Raw genomic sequence first — 14780 nt, forward strand, 5'->3', positions numbered from 1 at the left:
CGTATTATTTACCGATATATTTTTTAAATAAAAAAAGTAATTAAAACATTTAGAAAGGGATTGAGATAATTATGAGGAAATTGCTAGTGTTGCTATTTTTATTGTTTATATTTGGTTGTGCTCAACCACTGCCTCGTTTAAAGACTGTGGATCACGTTGATATCAAGCGCTATATGGGGCCTTGGTATGTTATTGCGTGTATCCCGACTTTTATTGAAACAAAAGCCTATAATGCAATTGAAGAGTATCAAATCAACGCTGATGGCACCATCAACACGATTTTTACATTTCACCAAGGTGGATTTGATGGACCGCTTAAGAAATACAATCCCCGTGGATTCATTGTTGATAAAGTCAACAACTCAACCTGGGGCATGCAGTTTGTCTGGCCGTTTAAAGCTGAGTTTCTGATAACATATCTAACGCCGGATTATAGCCAGACCGTGATCGGGCGCAATAAGCGCGATTATGTTTGGATCCAGGCGCGAGCGCCTCAAATTCCGGAACAAGATTATCAGCGCTTACTGAGCATTCTAAAAGAGCAAGGATATGATATTACCAAAATTCGCAAAGTACCTCAACGCTGGGGCGATAAGGAATGAAAAGGATTTTAAACTCCGGGGATATGTTCTAATTTTTTTTCTCTACATCTAAAGTGCTAAAGCTGTTCCGATTTGCCTTGTGCGTCTGCGGTCGAAAAGCTGCAGACGCACAAGGTGAATTAACTGTTGATTTTCCTCTTAAATACGCTATAATTCAGCCGATATATAGCCTTTGTTCTTCTGCGAAGAGGTGTGCCAAAATCGCATCTTTTCTAAGAAATAACCACAAGGCCTATTAAAATCAAACGAACTTAATCTGGACACAATTAAAAAAATCTGTTAGGATTGGAAAAATTTCCGTATGCTTCCAGACTACATTTACATCATATTTTACCTTATCCTCGGCGTTGTCTTCATCGCCGCGGCCTTTGTGGCGTCTTGGTTTCTGCGCCCCAGGCTTGGGGTTGAGGCGGTCAAGAATTCTCCTTATGAATGCGGAGAGATCGTTAAAGGCAACTCCCGGATCCAATTCAATGTCCGCTATTACCTGTTCGCTTTGATTTTCGTGATTTTTGACGTGGAAGTCTTATTTGTTATTCCCTGGGCGGTTGTTTTTAAGCAATTAGGAATGATCGCCTACGTTGAGATGATGATCTTTATTTTGATCCTGACCCTAGGATTAGTGTACGCCTGGAAGAAAGGAGCCCTCGAATGGCAATAAATGATAAAGCAGCCGCGTTATCGGGAGAAAAGTTCATGGAAAAATTTCCCGGTGGAGAAGTTATAATGACGAAAACCGAAGACCTTTTTAAATGGGCCAGAGGGTCTTCGATTTGGCCGCTCACCTTTGGGCTTTCTTGCTGTGCGATTGAAATGATGGCTACGGGTGCCTCTCGTTTTGACATTGATCGCTTAGGCTCAGGTGTGTTTCGCGCAAGTCCCCGTCAGTGCGACGTGATGATCGTTGCCGGAACCATTTGCGTTAAAATGGGCGATTGTATGAAAAAGCTCTACGCCCAAATGCCCGAGCCCAAATACGTGATCGCCATGGGCAACTGCGCCGTCGGAGGAGGGATTTTTTATCACGATACGTATTCCGTGGTGCAGGGAACCGAACGATTAGGGATTCCGGTGGATGTGCACGTGATCGGTTGTCCGCCGCGCCCCGAAAACCTCTTAAACAGCATTTTATTACTTAAACAAAAGATTGAAAGTCCCGAAGGATATAAACATCCTCCTTTAAATCCTGCTAATCCGAATATTGGCGGAGGATTGTTAAATAAGGAAAATCCTTCCGATAAAAAAGAAGAGAAGGCCTCTTAAATTATGGATCTTGCGCCATTAACTCAAATTGTCCGCGGAAAATTTCCCGATTCAATCGTTGAAGAACAATCCACAGCCCTTGTCATCAAAAAGGAATTTTTGCTGAAAATTGCCGAATTCCTTAAAGGGGAAGAACTGTTATTTGAAAATATGCATTGCATTTCCGGCGTTGACCGCAAAGACAAAATTGAAGTTGTTTATCATCTGTATTCCTTTAAAAATCGATTTATGCTTACACTCAAGGTTTTTCTTCCGCGGGAAAACCCCGAAGTAGAAACTTTAACAAAGTTTTGGCGCTCAGCCGATTGGTTGGAGCGGGAAGTTTTTGATCTATTCGGTGTGAAATTCTTAAATCATCCGGATCCGCGCCGCATTCTTAATCCGGATGAATGGACGTATTATCCTTTAAGAAAAGATTTTACGCATCCCGAATTTTTTCCAAAGGCAGAAACACAAGGGCTTAAAGGGTAACGCTTAAATATTTTAAAATGAACGAACATTCTTTTGATCCTAAAGAACTTAAAGACGAAGAACTCATCGTTAACATGGGGCCTCAGCACCCCTCCACGCATGGGGTTCTTTATCTGGAGTTAAAACTTAACGGTGAGATTGTTTTAGATTGCCGTCCGCATATTGGTTATCTTCATCGCAGCTGCGAAAAGGTGGCCGAAAACCGCATGTATACGGCGTTTATTCCGTTTACCGACCGCCTTGATTATTTAGCGTCGATGAATAATAATTTGGGATATGTGATGGCGGTGGAAAAAAGCCTTAACCTTACGGTTAATCCGCGCGCGCAATATCTTCGCGTGATCATCGCGGAATTAAACCGTATCGGAAGTCATTTGGTTTCGACCGGAACTTTTGCTCAAGATCTTGGCGCCTACGCAACGGCGCTTTTTTATTGCTTCCGCGACCGCGAAAAGATCGTGGAATTATTCGATACCATTTGCGGAAGCCGTCTTACCTATAATTATATGCGCATTGGCGGCGTTCAAAATGATCTGCCTGCCGGCGGAGATAAGATCATCAAGGATTTTATTAAATATGAACGCAAAAAGTTGGATGAATATGATCAGCTTTTAACTTATAACGCGATTTTCTTAGCTCGGGCGAAAAAGGTTGGCGTTCTTTCAAAAGAAATGGCTATTAACTATAGCGTTTCCGGGCCTATTTTGCGCGCGGCGGGTGTTAAGTGGGACATTAGAAAAGAAGAACCGTACCTTGTTTATGATAAATTTGATTTTGATATTCCCACCGGACAAAACGGCGATTCGTGGGATCGATATAAGGTAAGAATTGAAGAAATGCGCCAAAGTTTAAAGATCGTTGAGCAGGCTATTGGTGCTTTGCCCGAAGGAAATCCTGTGGCTAAGGTCAATAAGGTTCATAAACCGGCCGCCGGAGAAACATATTTGCGAACAGAAAATCCCAAAGGCGAATTAGGTTTCTATATTGTGAGCGACGGATCGGAAAAGCCTTATCGGCTTAAAATACGCTCTCCATCTTTTTCTAATTTGGCGGTACTTCCTGAGCTTATTCGCGGGCTCAATGTTTCGGATGCGATTTGCGTTTTGGGAAGCATGGACTTTGTCATGGGGGAAATTGACCGATGATCGATCAAACATCAGCGCTTTTTACGATGATTTTAGGCGGGTCGGTTATTTTAGGCTTCGTGGCGATTTCCGCGATGTTTTTGGTTTGGTGGGAAAGAAAAGTTTCAGCCGTTATTCAAAACCGTTTGGGGCCGATGGTGGTTGGCTGGCACGGGTCGCTTCAAACTGCCGCCGATATGCTCAAACTTTTGTTAAAAGAGAATATTGTTCCGTCGGGAGTTGACAAATTTTCCTGGTGGCTGGCGCCGTTTTTTGTGACGGTTCCGCCCATTATGGCTTTGGTCACGGTTCCGTTTAGCGATGTGCTGATCGCGCGCGATCTTAACGTCGGAGTTTTATTCTTAACATCCGTGACTTCTGTTTGCGTTTTAGGAATTTTCATGGCCGGATGGGGCTCAAATAATAAATATTCGCTTTTAGGCGGCATGCGTTCGGCGGCGCAAATTATCAGCTATGAAGTTCCACTGCTTCTTTCAATTGTGGTGGTGGTGATGGAAACCGGAACGCTTTCCATGCAGGAAATCGTCCGCGCTCAAGAACATTCCTGGCTTATTTTAAAACCTAATATGGCCATCGCTGCCCTGATCTATTTTATTTCTTCCACGGCGGAAGTGAACCGTGTGCCTTTCGATATTCCGGAAGCGGAATCGGAATTGGGAGCAGGGTATCACACCGAATATACAGGAATGAAATTCGCCATGTTCTTCTTGGCGGAATACACCAATCTTTTTATTATCTCGGCGGTGTTGGCTGTTCTATTTTTAGGCGGCTGGCAAGGCCCGGTATTGCCGCCTTTGGCATGGTTTCTCATCAAAACATACGGCATTATTTTTGTTTCGATGTGGGTTCGATGGACTTTACCGCGAGTGCGGATGGACCAAATGATGGCGTTTGCCTGGAAATTCTTAACGCCGATCGCATTAGCGAATATTGTGGTGAGCGGTTGGCTCATGTTAAAGTAAGCGATGAAGGGATAGATAGTTATGTTTTTGCGTCTTAAATTTTTTGTTTTAAGTTTTGTCAGCATCTTGATCGGGCTTAAAGTTACGATGCGTAATATTTTTGCTCCGGCGGTGACTTTGCAGTATCCGAAAGAAAAAAGGCCGATGGCGGAAAATTTCCGCGGCATGGTTGACCTTATTCCGGAAGATTGCGTTGTTTGTTATATGTGTATTAAGATCTGCCCGGTGGCCGCGCTTGATCTTACGCACAAACAAAGCTTAACGGCGGATAATAAAAAGAAATTGGATATTACCAAATTTACGTTTAACGGAGAACTTTGCTGTTTTTGCGGGCTGTGCGAAGAGATTTGCCCGACGGACGCGATCTATTTAAATAAGATGTATGAGGTTTCTGTTTTCTCACATGATGATGTTAATAATATTGACTTGATGAACGCGGAAAAATATAAGCATCTAGACAAGTACGATCTTACTAAATATACAAAGAAGGGTTAATTAAGCCTGTGGCTGATTTTATTTTTTATTTTATTGCGCTTTGCGGCTGTGTTTCCGCTTTTATGACGGTGACCGCGCGGGATATTTTCCATAGCGCCGTTTGGCTGGCGCTGACACTTTTGAGTGTCAGTGGATTTTATTTTTATATCGGAGCCGAATTCTTAGGCGCTGTTCAAATTTTGGTCTATGTCGGTGGGATTGTGACTTTATTTATCTACGCCATTAAATTAACGGCGGATATCGGCGATAAAACGATCAAGCAGACCAATGAACAAAAGGGAATTTCTTTTTTTATCAGCGCTTTGATTTTCGCGGTCCTTGTTTTCAGCATTATGAAAACACCGTTTTTAAACATTGCGCTGTCAGTCGTTGTGAGCACCGCGCAAATCGGACGAGTACTTTTAACGGATTATGTTTTAGCTTTTGAAATACTATCTTTTGTTTTGTTGATCGCTTTGATGGGCGCGATCATTATAGCCAGAAAAGAAGTTAAATAACAAATACTTATGGTCCATATTAAAGAAATTTTAATTTTTTCCAGCATCTTGTTCGTCATCGGTATTTATGGCGCCTTAACACGGCGAAATACGTTCGGTATTTTGATGTCTATTGAACTTATCTTAAATAGCTGTTGTTTGAATTTTGTGGCGTTTATGCGCTATCATCAGTCGCCTTATTTTGCGTCTCCTTTATCGGGAGAAGTTTTTGTCCTTTTTATTATCGCCATCGCGGCGGCGGAAGTGGCGGTGGGTTTGGCGCTTCTTTTAGGTATTTATCGTCATTGTAAAAGCATTGCCAGTGATCATATCAATCTGATGAAAGGGTAATGATGTTAGTTTTAGCAGGCTTAGTTTTATTATTTCCTCTTTTGGCATTTCTGCTGATCGCCTTAGTGACCAGAAAATCTCCCAGGATTTCTGCCGGTATTTCCATTCTGGCCATGCTCTTTTCTCTTATATCATCCATTATTATCTTTGGGCTGGTGGCGGCGGTTCCGGGGAATACGGAATACACATTTCCATGGATGAAGATATTAACTAATCTAAATATCGAAATAGGGATTTTGCTTAATCCAATCTCATCGGTGATGCTTTTGGTGGTATGCGCGGTGAGCTTTTTGGTTCAGGTTTACTCGGTCGGTTATATGAAAGGCGACAGCGGCTATTCGAAATATTATGCTTTCTTGTCTTTGTTTAGTTTTTCCATGCTGGGATTGGTCATCGCCAATAACTTTTTGCAGATGTATATTTTCTGGGAAATGGTGGGCTTGTCTTCGTATCTGTTGATCGGGCATTGGTATTTCAAGCCGGAAGCGGCCAACGCGGCTAAAAAGGCATTTGTGGTGACGCGTTTTGGAGATTTTGGATTTCTGATCGCCATTCTTATCCTTTCGGTGAAAACCGGAACGTTTAATTTTCTTACGCTCGAACGAATGCTGCCCACCGGTATCATTGATCCGATGACAATTACGGTGATCGCGCTTCTTTTATTCGCGGGCGCGGCCGGTAAAAGCGCTCAATTTCCTCTCCACGTTTGGCTTCCCGATGCCATGGAAGGCCCCACGCCGGTTTCGGCTCTTATCCATGCGGCCACCATGGTGGCCGCCGGAGTATATTTGGTCGCGCGGGCGTATTTTCTTTTTTCTCTGTCGGCAACAGCCCTTTTTGTTATTGCGATCATCGGTTGTTTTACCGCATTTTTAGCGGGAAGCATTGCTTTAGTTCAAGACGATATCAAAAAGGTTTTAGCCTATTCAACCGTCAGCCAGCTTGGCTATATGATGTTGGGGCTTGGCGTCGGTGGATTTACAGCCGGATTTTTCCATTTGATCACCCATGCGTCGTTTAAAGCGCTTTTGTTCTTAGGGGCGGGCAGCGTTATTCACGCGGTTGGAACCAACAATATTTGGGAAATGGGCGGACTTTATAAAAAGATGAAAGTAACGACGCTGACATTTTTAGCGGGTGGCTTAGCGCTTTGCGGAATATTTCCGACCAGCGGTTATTTCAGCAAAGACGCTATTTTATTGGAGACGTTTCATAGCGGGCATTACATCCTTTTTTCCGTGGCACTTTTAACCGCCGGATTTACGGCCTTTTATATGGCGCGGCTATTTTTTGTCGTATTTTTCTCAACCGAAAAATCTCACGGAAAACATCCTCACGAATCACCGTGGGTGATGTGCGTTCCTCTTATTGTTCTCGCGGCATTTGCCTTAGGGTTAGGATACGCGGCTGAACATTTTAGGCATTTTGTTTTCTTTGGTAGTGTTGCGGCCGAAGAAGGGCACGATATGATTATTCCGGTTGTCTCTAATATCGTGGCTATTGGCGCTATTATTTTTGCTTGGGCCATCTATCAAAAACAAATGATCTCAGCACAAGCTTTAGCTCAAAGGTTTTCCGGAATTTACAGAATCCTAAAAAATAAATATTATGTGGATGAATTTTATACGTTTTGTGTCGATCGGATCCTTTTTGTCATTTCGGATATGGCTCACTGGTTTGACCGACATATTGTCGACGGAGCGGTGAATGGTTTCTCGCACATCATCCAATTGTCGGCCGGTTCGCTAAGGCGGATCCAAACCGGTTTTGTGCAGAATTATGCTTTAGGGATATTCGGCGGCGTTGTTGCTTTGTGTTTACTCATGTCGATAGGAAAATAAGAGCAGGCTAAAGAAGAAAGAGTAGAAAGGCATTTGAAATTATGAGTTCGCAGTTTCCGTTCATATCGGTTATTTTATCGACGGTTTTTTTAGGCGGCCTTGTGGTCATGGCGCTTCCTGAAAGAAATCATCGCGCCATTAAATGGGCGGCGGGCATTTCAAGTTTTATCGCCATGGTTTTTTCTTGCGCGGCGTTTTTATGCTTTGACCGTTCACAGGGCGGATTTCAATTTATGGAGAAAATGCTCTGGTTGCCGCAGCTGGGAATTACCTATCAAGTTGGCGTGGACGGAATCGGGATCTCCATGGTGCTTTTAACCGGTATTATTATTTTTACCGGAGTTTTGATCTCTTCGCATGAATTTCTTCCTGCCGGTTTATTAGGCGGTGTGGGCCGGCCCAAAGAATATTTCGCGCTTTTACTTTTCTTAGTCACAGGTGTCTTTGGCGTTTTTGTTTCTCTGGATCTTTTCTTTCTGTTCCTCTTTTATGAATTAGCTGTTTTGCCGATGTATCTTTTGATCGGTATTTGGGGAACCGGGAAAAAAGAATATTCGGCTATGAAATTAACGCTTTATCTTTTATTAGGAAGTGCCTTTATTTTAGTTGGGATCTTGGTGATGTATTTCGCGTCGGGCTTAAGAACTTTTGATTGGATCGCTTTAAGTAATTACAGTTTTGATAAAAATATTCAGGTGATCCTTTTTCCGCTCATTTTTGTTGGGTTTGGTATTTTGGCGGGTTTATGGCCGTTTCATACTTGGTCTCCCGATGGACACGCGTCGGCTCCGTCCGCGGTGAGTATGCTGCACGCAGGGGTATTGATGAAATTGGGAGCTTTTGGCATTATCCGAGTGGCATTGCAGCTGCTTCCATACGGCGCAAAAGTATGGTGTCCGTTTTTCGCGTTTTTGACGGTTGTGAATATCGTCTACGGCGCTTTAGTTGCTATGTCACAAAAAGATTTGAAATACGTTGTGGCTTATTCATCCGTAAGCCATATGGGCATTGTTCTTTTTGGGATTTGCAGTCTTAATCTTATCGGCTTGGATGGCGCGGTTTTTCAAATGTTCTCTCACGGAGTTATGACCGGGCTTTTCTTCGCTTTAGTGGGGTGTATTTACGGAAGAACGCATACCAGAATTCTTGCGGAAATGGGCGGGCTGGCTAAGCTGACACCATTTTTAGCGGTTGCATTTACCATCGGTGGACTTGCCTCATTAGGATTACCCGGTACCAGCGGTTTTATCGCTGAATTTTTGGTTTTAGTCGGAGCCTTCCGCAGTTATCCGTTGCTTACGATCGTGGCCGCAACAGGAGTTGTCATAACCGCCATTTATGTCTTGCGAGTTTTGCAGAAAATATTCTTGTCTCAATTAGGCGTTCAATTTTCATCCGCGCATAGCGGGGAAAAAGCACCTTCGGCGGGGCATGCGGGTCATTCCATTGTAGTGTCAGATGCGGTTTTGGCCGAGAAAATCCCTCTTTCAATTCTTATCTTTTTTCTTATTTTATTGGGTGTTTGGCCGGCTATTCTGACCGATGTTATTAATCCGGCTGTTGCCGCTGTTGTCATCAAAATAGGGGGAATGTTTTGATCGATCTAGGGCTTTTAAAAATTGAATTTTTATTGTGCGCTCTTATCGGCATCCTTTTTATCGTCGATCTATTGACCGAACAAAAGGATATCTTAAAACGCTTAGCCGCTGTCGGAAGCTTTGTTGTTTTGGCCTATTCATTTTTCGGACAGCCGGCCGGAACAACATTTTTTGATATGTATGTCGCGGATGGATTTAGCGCGCTTTTAAAAACATTATTCCTTTTGACCGTTTTCATCACCATCCTTGTTTCTTTCGATTTTCTTAAAAAGAATCCGCGATTTACGGGCGAATATTTCATTCTGTTGCTGTCAGCGACGCTGGGAATGATCCTGATGGTGTCCAGCCAAGAGATGATCACTTTTTATGTTTCCTTAGAATTATTATCCATTAGTTCTTATATTTTAAGCGCTTATCAGAAACCCAATCCTAAATCGACAGAAGCCGGCATCAAGTATTTTCTTTTAGGCGCTATGGCGTCGGGAATTCTTTTATTCGGGATCAGCTTGGTTTATGGGGCGACGGGAACGCTTTATTTCTCGGAAATCGCGGCGGCGACAACAAATCCTTCCTCAGCCATTCTTTATGTTGGTGTCGCGCTTATTTTGATCGCTTTAAGTTTTAAGATCGCGGTCGTTCCATTTCATATGTGGGTTCCGGATGTTTATGAAGGCGCGCCAACTCCCGTCGTTGCCTTTTTCTCTGTGGGAACGAAGATGGCCGGCTTCGCTGTCTTAATGAGATTGTTCTTAATGGCCTTTGGAAATTTAAAAGCCGAGTGGGGCATGATCATGGCTGTTTTAAGTGCTGTCACGATCGTTTTAGGAAATATCCTGGCTATTCCGCAAACGAACATCAAAAGATTCATGGGATATTCCAGTATCGCTCAGGCCGGTTATATTTTGATGGGTTTAGCCGTCGCGTCTTTTAGCGGAATAAGTGCGTGCCTTTTTTATCTGGTGGCTTACTTATTCTCAAATCTTTGCGCCTTTGTCGTTATTATTATTTTTAGCGGAAAAATAGAAAGTGATGATATTGAAGCTTATCGCGGGCTTTCCAAACGTTCGCCTCTTTTAGCATTGTCTTTGCTCATTGCTTTAATGTCTTTGGGCGGCGTTCCTCCGCTGGTCGGATTTTTGGGAAAGCTGTATCTTTTTTCTAGCGCCGTGGAAAGCGGATTTACCTGGCTTGTCGTGATCGGCGTTTTGATGAGCGTTGTGTCTATCTATTATTATTTAATGATCCTCAAAAGAGTTTATATCGAGCCTTTGGAGGGAAGTTTGCCGATCGTTTTATCTCCTGTGGAAAAGTTTGTCCTTCTCATCTGTATTTCCGGAACCGTTATTCTTGGAATTGTCCCATATCCGGTCTTTGAACATATTCTACCCATCACCCAGTCATTCTTTAGCACTCTCGCGCTTCCTTTATAAGGTTTCGCGCGCTGTATCATAAATTAATAAGAAATTATCCAAATTGACCTCTGACCTTAAAACCAAGCTGTCCCGTTTTCTCGGACGAAACGCCCTTTTTGTCGCCCGCTGGCTTATTAGCCGCCTGCCGTATTCTGTTTTCAAGTTTTTCCTATCCTGCTTTATCATTGTTGGCCGTCCGCTTCTGATGAATAAGAAAGGTTTAGTGATGGAAAATCTTCATATTGCTTTTTCAGGAGAAAAAAGCGAGCAGGAGATTAAGAAAATCGCCGAAGATTATTTTAAGAATTTTGGCTTGGGAATGATCGAGCTTATCTATTTTATTGACCGCCCTGGGGAAGTTTTTAAAAAAGTTTCTATTCAGGGAAAAGACAATCTCGATAAAGTATTAAGCCAGGGCAAAGGCGCTATTCTTTTGAGCGCGCATATGGGCAATTTTATTTTAATGTATTTGCGCATGGCCATGGAAGGTTATAAAACCAATTGTATTATGCGCCGCGTGCGCGACAGCCAGTTCGAAGAATACATTTCCAAATTTCGCGACGAAAACGGGATCCAGACGATTTATTCTCTGCCGCCTCGTCAGTGCGTGGTCAAATCCTTAAAATGCCTGCGGGATAATCAGATCCTTTTTATCATGCTTGACCAGAATTATGGGGATGATGGGCGGGTTTTTGTTGATTTCTTTGGGAAACCGGCAGCGACAGCCACAGGCCCGGTTGTTTTTTCACAGCGCTCTCAAGCACCGATCTTGCCTGTTTTTATCGTTCGTGATGGAATCGACGGCTATAAGATCATGATCGACCCACCTGTTGAACTAGAAACTGTTTCGCCGCAAGAAGCAGAGCAAGGCGCGCAACAAGTTCTCGTGCGTAATGTTTCCTTGCTAACAAAAGTTATCCAAAAATATATTTGTCTTTATCCGCAAGAATGGGGCGGATGGATGCATCGGCGCTGGAAGAGCAAGCGCACGGCCGGTGAATAGTTTTTAGGGCTAAGGCGGAATAAAAAAAGACTTTCCGCTGGGAACTTGCCTTAAAGTATGCAAAAATAAGATGAAAGTTTTTCAGAAATCCCCTATAAAAATCCATGGAACATAAAAAACGATGAATAATCCTATGCGCACCATTAGCCTTCCTTCCATTGCCCGCCAGGCGATGATCAAATACGGTTTTGAACCCGGGTTTTCCAAAGCGGTTAATAAAGAAGTTGAAAGGCTCAAAGATCAATTAAAGACCTTGCCGGTGGACAAATCTGTAGAAGATATGCGCTCTTCTCTGTGGTCTTCCATTGATAATTCGGATTCTTTAGATCTAGATCAGCTAGAATATTGTGAGCGTTCTTTGCGCGATGAGATCCATGTTTTTGTGGCTATTGCCGATGTGGATACGTATATCCCTAAAAGTTCTGCGATGGACAAGCGCGCCCGTCAGAACGGAACTTCCGTGTACGCGGAAGTAGAAACTTTTCCGATGATCCCCGAAAAACTTTGCAACGATCTATCGTCGCTACGCGAAGGAGAAGACCGCCAGGCTGTTGTTGTCGATTTTTTTGTGACCCGCGACGGGCAATTTCGCGCTGGAGATGTCCGCCGAGCCCTTGTTCATAATAAAGCAAAATTAGTTTATGAACCCTTAGGGGCGTGGTTGGAAGATCAAGGGCCTATTCCGGAAAAAGTTGAGAGCATTGAAGGACTGAAAGACCAAATTCTCTTGCAAAATGAAGCCTCACAAAGGCTGAGGAATTTTCGCTTGAGCCAAGGCGCTTTGGAACTAGATACGCTCGAGGCAAAAGTCTTAATGGAAAATCATGAGGTCAAAGACATTGCTGTAAAGCATTCTAATGCGGCGCGATTTATTATTGAGAATTTTATGATCTCGGCTAATGGGACCATGACGAACTTTTTAGAGAAAAATAATTTTCCTTATATTCAAAGAATTTTACGTACGCCAGAACATTGGATCAAAATCGTTGCTTTAGCTTATGATCTAAGCGATCAATTACCCGAAGAGGCTGATGCTAAGGCATTGTCTGATTTTCTTATTCGCCAGCGAAACCGTAACCCGGACCGTTTTCCTGATTTGTCGCTCGCTGTTGTTAAATTGCTAGGCCATGCCGAATATGACCTAATCGAGCCGGGAAAAAGAAAAGTAGGGCATTTTGGTTTGGCGGTTAGAAGTTATACGCATTCTACAGCTCCTAATCGGCGCTATGTGGATATTGTTTTACAAAGGCTTATCAAGGCCGTTTTAGATAAGAAAAACACACCATATACTAAACTTGAATTGCAAAATATCGCGGATTGGTGCACGGACCGTGATCAATCAGCGAAAAAAGTAGAGCGCTTTATGATCAAGGTGGCCGGCGCCATTCTTTTGCGCGGGCGCATCGGAGAAGTTTTTGAAGGTATGATCACCGGCGCTTCGGAAAAAGGAACTTATGTCAGGCTTTTTCATCCGCCCGTGGAAGGGCGCGTGATGCGCAATTTTGTCCACATGAATGTCGGTAGTAAAGTGCGCGTGCGGTTGACCGGCCTTGACCCTTTAGAAGGACACGTCGATTTTGAAGGCGCTAATTAATTTAAGTCTATGAATTGGGATCCGGATACCGATACAAAATTCAAACAGTTGATCGAAAAAATTCCGATTTTTTTACGAGCGGTGGCGCAAGAAAAAGTATCTAATAGAGCAGAGAACATTGCTGCTAAAGAAAATCATCTAGAAGTTACCGAAAAAGACCTGGTGGACGCATTTTTTGCTGAGACGCCGTTTGGTTTCCAGGGCCCGCTCAAATGTGATATGGAAGCGTTAGGAATTGATTATACGAAATACGGATACAGTAATAAATAGTTCCTTACCCTTATCCTATCCGATTTAAATTCTGCGGATCAAATTTTAATTGTCGAAGTTTTGGTGCAAGACTTGTCGCCAGCATAACAACACCCAACGTTGCCAGTCCTCCCGCCCAAACACAGGGAATAACTCCTATCCAGTGAGCTACAAGCCCGCTTTCAAAAGCGCCGATCTCATTCGATGCTCCGATAAAGATCCAGCTGACTGAGGCGATGCGCCCGCGCATATGTTCAGGCGAAAGAAGCCGGACGATAGACCGTCGAATGATCATGCTGACTCCGTCGAATATACCGCTCAAGAAAAGGCACACCAGAGATAAGTAAAAATCTTTTGAGAATGCGAAAACGATCATGGTGATCCCGAAACCTGTTACGCAAAAGATCAGGTTGCGTCCCGCGTGGCGAATGGGAGGATGCTTGGTGGAGATAACCATAATGATCAATGCTCCGGCGGCGGTAGCGGCGTTTAAAAGCCCCAAGCCTTTGGCTCCGACGTGTAAAATATCGGTGGCAAAAATGGGCAAAAGCGCGATCTGTCCGCCAAAAAGTACGGCAAATAAATCTAGTGACATTGAGCCGACCAGAGCCTGTTCCTTAAAAACAAACTTTAGTCCTAAGCTGATGCTTTGGAAAAGAGATTCATTTTTAGGTATTACCGGCCTTGGCTTAGGAGCAATAAATACCATACAGATCCAAGAAAGAATAAAGAGTATTCCTATAATGAAGTAGGTATTAACGATCCCGAAGCCGTCGTATAAAAATCCTACGCCGGCCGGCCCGATAATCGAACAAGAAAGCCAGGTGCTGGCGATCCAGGATGCGGCATTGACAGTTAGTTCTTTGGGAACAACTTGTGCCTCCATAGCGGTGGAGGCTGGGTCGGAAAAACCGCGCGCGATTCCCGCTAAAAATATAACGCTATAAAGTCCCATCAAACTTGTTTGCCCTGGATCAGAAGAAATAAATGCCAAAAGAAACGCGCAAAGAGTTGAAACTCCTCGGGTAATAAGAAGAATTTTTCTCCGGTCAACGCGGTCGGCAACATGTCCGCCAAAAAGTGCCAAAGAAATGGCCGGAATTGCTTCAACTAATCCTAAGATGCCAAGAGCCAAAGCGCTATGCGTTAATTGGTAAATTTGTAAACCAATGATAACAACGAGGGCGCGGTTGGCTAATGTAAAAAATCCCACGGTACCGATAAAAAAACGGATTTCAGGGATCTTAAAAATGACAAAACTTTGTGTGTTCTGGGGATTGTTCATAGGTTTTTCTAGATTGTGGGACCTAAATGAAAC

16 protein-coding genes are annotated in these 14780 nt (G+C 43.4%); 15 read left to right on the plus strand and 1 reads right to left on the minus strand.

Going from position 1 to position 14780, the window contains the following annotated elements:
* The first annotated feature begins 71 nt into the window (after positions 1–71).
* From WC676_02840 to WC676_02910, 15 genes are all read left to right on the plus strand, one after another.
* Positions 72–602 (plus strand): lipocalin family protein, encoded by a 531-nt coding sequence (locus tag WC676_02840; protein MFA5059541.1) that lies wholly within the window; start codon positions 72–74, stop codon positions 600–602.
* Positions 603–903: 301 nt separating this feature from the next.
* Complete coding sequence (gene ndhC / locus WC676_02845; protein MFA5059542.1) at positions 904–1263, plus strand: NADH-quinone oxidoreductase subunit A; 360 nt, start codon at positions 904–906, stop codon at positions 1261–1263.
* Positions 1264–1298: 35 nt separating this feature from the next.
* A complete protein-coding gene (locus WC676_02850; GenBank protein ID MFA5059543.1) occupies positions 1299–1865 on the plus strand; it encodes an NADH-quinone oxidoreductase subunit B family protein in 567 nt (188 codons plus the stop codon).
* A gap of 3 nt (positions 1866–1868) precedes the next feature.
* The gene (locus WC676_02855; protein MFA5059544.1) at positions 1869–2336 is read left to right on the plus strand and encodes an NADH-quinone oxidoreductase subunit C; all 468 of its coding nucleotides are present in this window, start codon (positions 1869–1871) and stop codon (positions 2334–2336) included.
* A 17-nt stretch (positions 2337–2353) separates the two neighbouring features.
* Positions 2354–3481 carry an NADH-quinone oxidoreductase subunit D gene (locus tag WC676_02860; protein MFA5059545.1) on the plus strand — a complete coding sequence of 376 codons (1128 nt, stop codon included), beginning with the start codon at positions 2354–2356 and terminating at the stop codon, positions 3479–3481.
* Entirely contained in the window at positions 3478–4443 is a 966-nt protein-coding gene (nuoH, locus tag WC676_02865) for an NADH-quinone oxidoreductase subunit NuoH (GenBank protein ID MFA5059546.1), read from the plus strand. Before WC676_02860 ends, nuoH begins: the two co-directional genes overlap by 4 nt.
* A gap of 21 nt (positions 4444–4464) precedes the next feature.
* Positions 4465–4938 (plus strand): 4Fe-4S binding protein, encoded by a 474-nt coding sequence (locus WC676_02870; GenBank protein ID MFA5059547.1) that lies wholly within the window; start codon positions 4465–4467, stop codon positions 4936–4938.
* An 8-nt stretch (positions 4939–4946) separates the two neighbouring features.
* Entirely contained in the window at positions 4947–5435 is a 489-nt protein-coding gene (locus tag WC676_02875; GenBank protein MFA5059548.1) for an NADH-quinone oxidoreductase subunit J, read from the plus strand.
* 9 nt (positions 5436–5444) lie between these two features.
* Positions 5445–5765 carry an NADH-quinone oxidoreductase subunit NuoK gene (nuoK, locus tag WC676_02880; GenBank protein ID MFA5059549.1) on the plus strand — a complete coding sequence of 107 codons (321 nt, stop codon included), beginning with the start codon at positions 5445–5447 and terminating at the stop codon, positions 5763–5765.
* On the plus strand, positions 5765–7606 hold the full coding sequence (nuoL, locus tag WC676_02885) for an NADH-quinone oxidoreductase subunit L (protein ID MFA5059550.1): 1842 nt from the start codon (positions 5765–5767) through the stop codon (positions 7604–7606). Before nuoK ends, nuoL begins: the two co-directional genes overlap by 1 nt.
* A 41-nt stretch (positions 7607–7647) precedes the next feature.
* A complete protein-coding gene (locus tag WC676_02890; protein MFA5059551.1) occupies positions 7648–9204 on the plus strand; it encodes an NADH-quinone oxidoreductase subunit M in 1557 nt (518 codons plus the stop codon).
* Positions 9201–10634: an NADH-quinone oxidoreductase subunit N gene (locus WC676_02895; protein MFA5059552.1), complete on the plus strand. Its 1434-nt coding sequence runs from the start codon at positions 9201–9203 to the stop codon at positions 10632–10634. Before WC676_02890 ends, WC676_02895 begins: the two co-directional genes overlap by 4 nt.
* 43 nt (positions 10635–10677) lie before the next feature.
* The gene (locus tag WC676_02900; protein ID MFA5059553.1) at positions 10678–11619 is read left to right on the plus strand and encodes a lysophospholipid acyltransferase family protein; all 942 of its coding nucleotides are present in this window, start codon (positions 10678–10680) and stop codon (positions 11617–11619) included.
* Positions 11620–11740: 121 nt separating this feature from the next.
* A complete protein-coding gene (locus WC676_02905) occupies positions 11741–13213 on the plus strand; it encodes an RNB domain-containing ribonuclease (protein MFA5059554.1) in 1473 nt (490 codons plus the stop codon).
* Between the two features lie 9 nt (positions 13214–13222).
* Positions 13223–13483: a PCP reductase family protein gene (locus WC676_02910; protein MFA5059555.1), complete on the plus strand. Its 261-nt coding sequence runs from the start codon at positions 13223–13225 to the stop codon at positions 13481–13483.
* 10 nt (positions 13484–13493) lie between these two features.
* On the opposite strand, the gene WC676_02915 is transcribed toward WC676_02910, so the two are convergent.
* Positions 13494–14747, minus strand: coding sequence for an MFS transporter (locus WC676_02915; protein MFA5059556.1), 1254 nt, complete (start codon positions 14745–14747; stop codon positions 13494–13496).
* Between the last annotated feature and the right edge of the window lie 33 nt (positions 14748–14780).

The organism is Candidatus Omnitrophota bacterium, assembly GCA_041649175.1.
GTDB lineage: Bacteria > Omnitrophota > Gorgyraeia > Zapsychrales > JBAZNR01 > JBAZNR01.

Coding starts and splice junctions, on each gene's coding strand:
- nuoH (MFA5059546.1), top strand. CDS start 3,478: ATGATCGATCAAACATCAGCGCTTTTTACGATGATTTTAGGCGGGTCG.
- nuoK (MFA5059549.1), top strand. CDS start 5,445: ATGGTCCATATTAAAGAAATTTTAATTTTTTCCAGCATCTTGTTCGTC.
- WC676_02860 (MFA5059545.1), top strand. CDS start 2,354: ATGAACGAACATTCTTTTGATCCTAAAGAACTTAAAGACGAAGAACTC.
- WC676_02855 (MFA5059544.1), top strand. CDS start 1,869: ATGGATCTTGCGCCATTAACTCAAATTGTCCGCGGAAAATTTCCCGAT.
- WC676_02850 (MFA5059543.1), top strand. CDS start 1,299: ATGGAAAAATTTCCCGGTGGAGAAGTTATAATGACGAAAACCGAAGAC.
- WC676_02890 (MFA5059551.1), top strand. CDS start 7,648: ATGAGTTCGCAGTTTCCGTTCATATCGGTTATTTTATCGACGGTTTTT.
- WC676_02870 (MFA5059547.1), top strand. CDS start 4,465: ATGTTTTTGCGTCTTAAATTTTTTGTTTTAAGTTTTGTCAGCATCTTG.
- WC676_02915 (MFA5059556.1), bottom strand. CDS start 14,747: ATGAACAATCCCCAGAACACACAAAGTTTTGTCATTTTTAAGATCCCT.
- WC676_02910 (MFA5059555.1), top strand. CDS start 13,223: ATGAATTGGGATCCGGATACCGATACAAAATTCAAACAGTTGATCGAA.
- nuoL (MFA5059550.1), top strand. CDS start 5,765: ATGATGTTAGTTTTAGCAGGCTTAGTTTTATTATTTCCTCTTTTGGCA.
- WC676_02840 (MFA5059541.1), top strand. CDS start 72: ATGAGGAAATTGCTAGTGTTGCTATTTTTATTGTTTATATTTGGTTGT.
- ndhC (MFA5059542.1), top strand. CDS start 904: ATGCTTCCAGACTACATTTACATCATATTTTACCTTATCCTCGGCGTT.
- WC676_02905 (MFA5059554.1), top strand. CDS start 11,741: ATGAATAATCCTATGCGCACCATTAGCCTTCCTTCCATTGCCCGCCAG.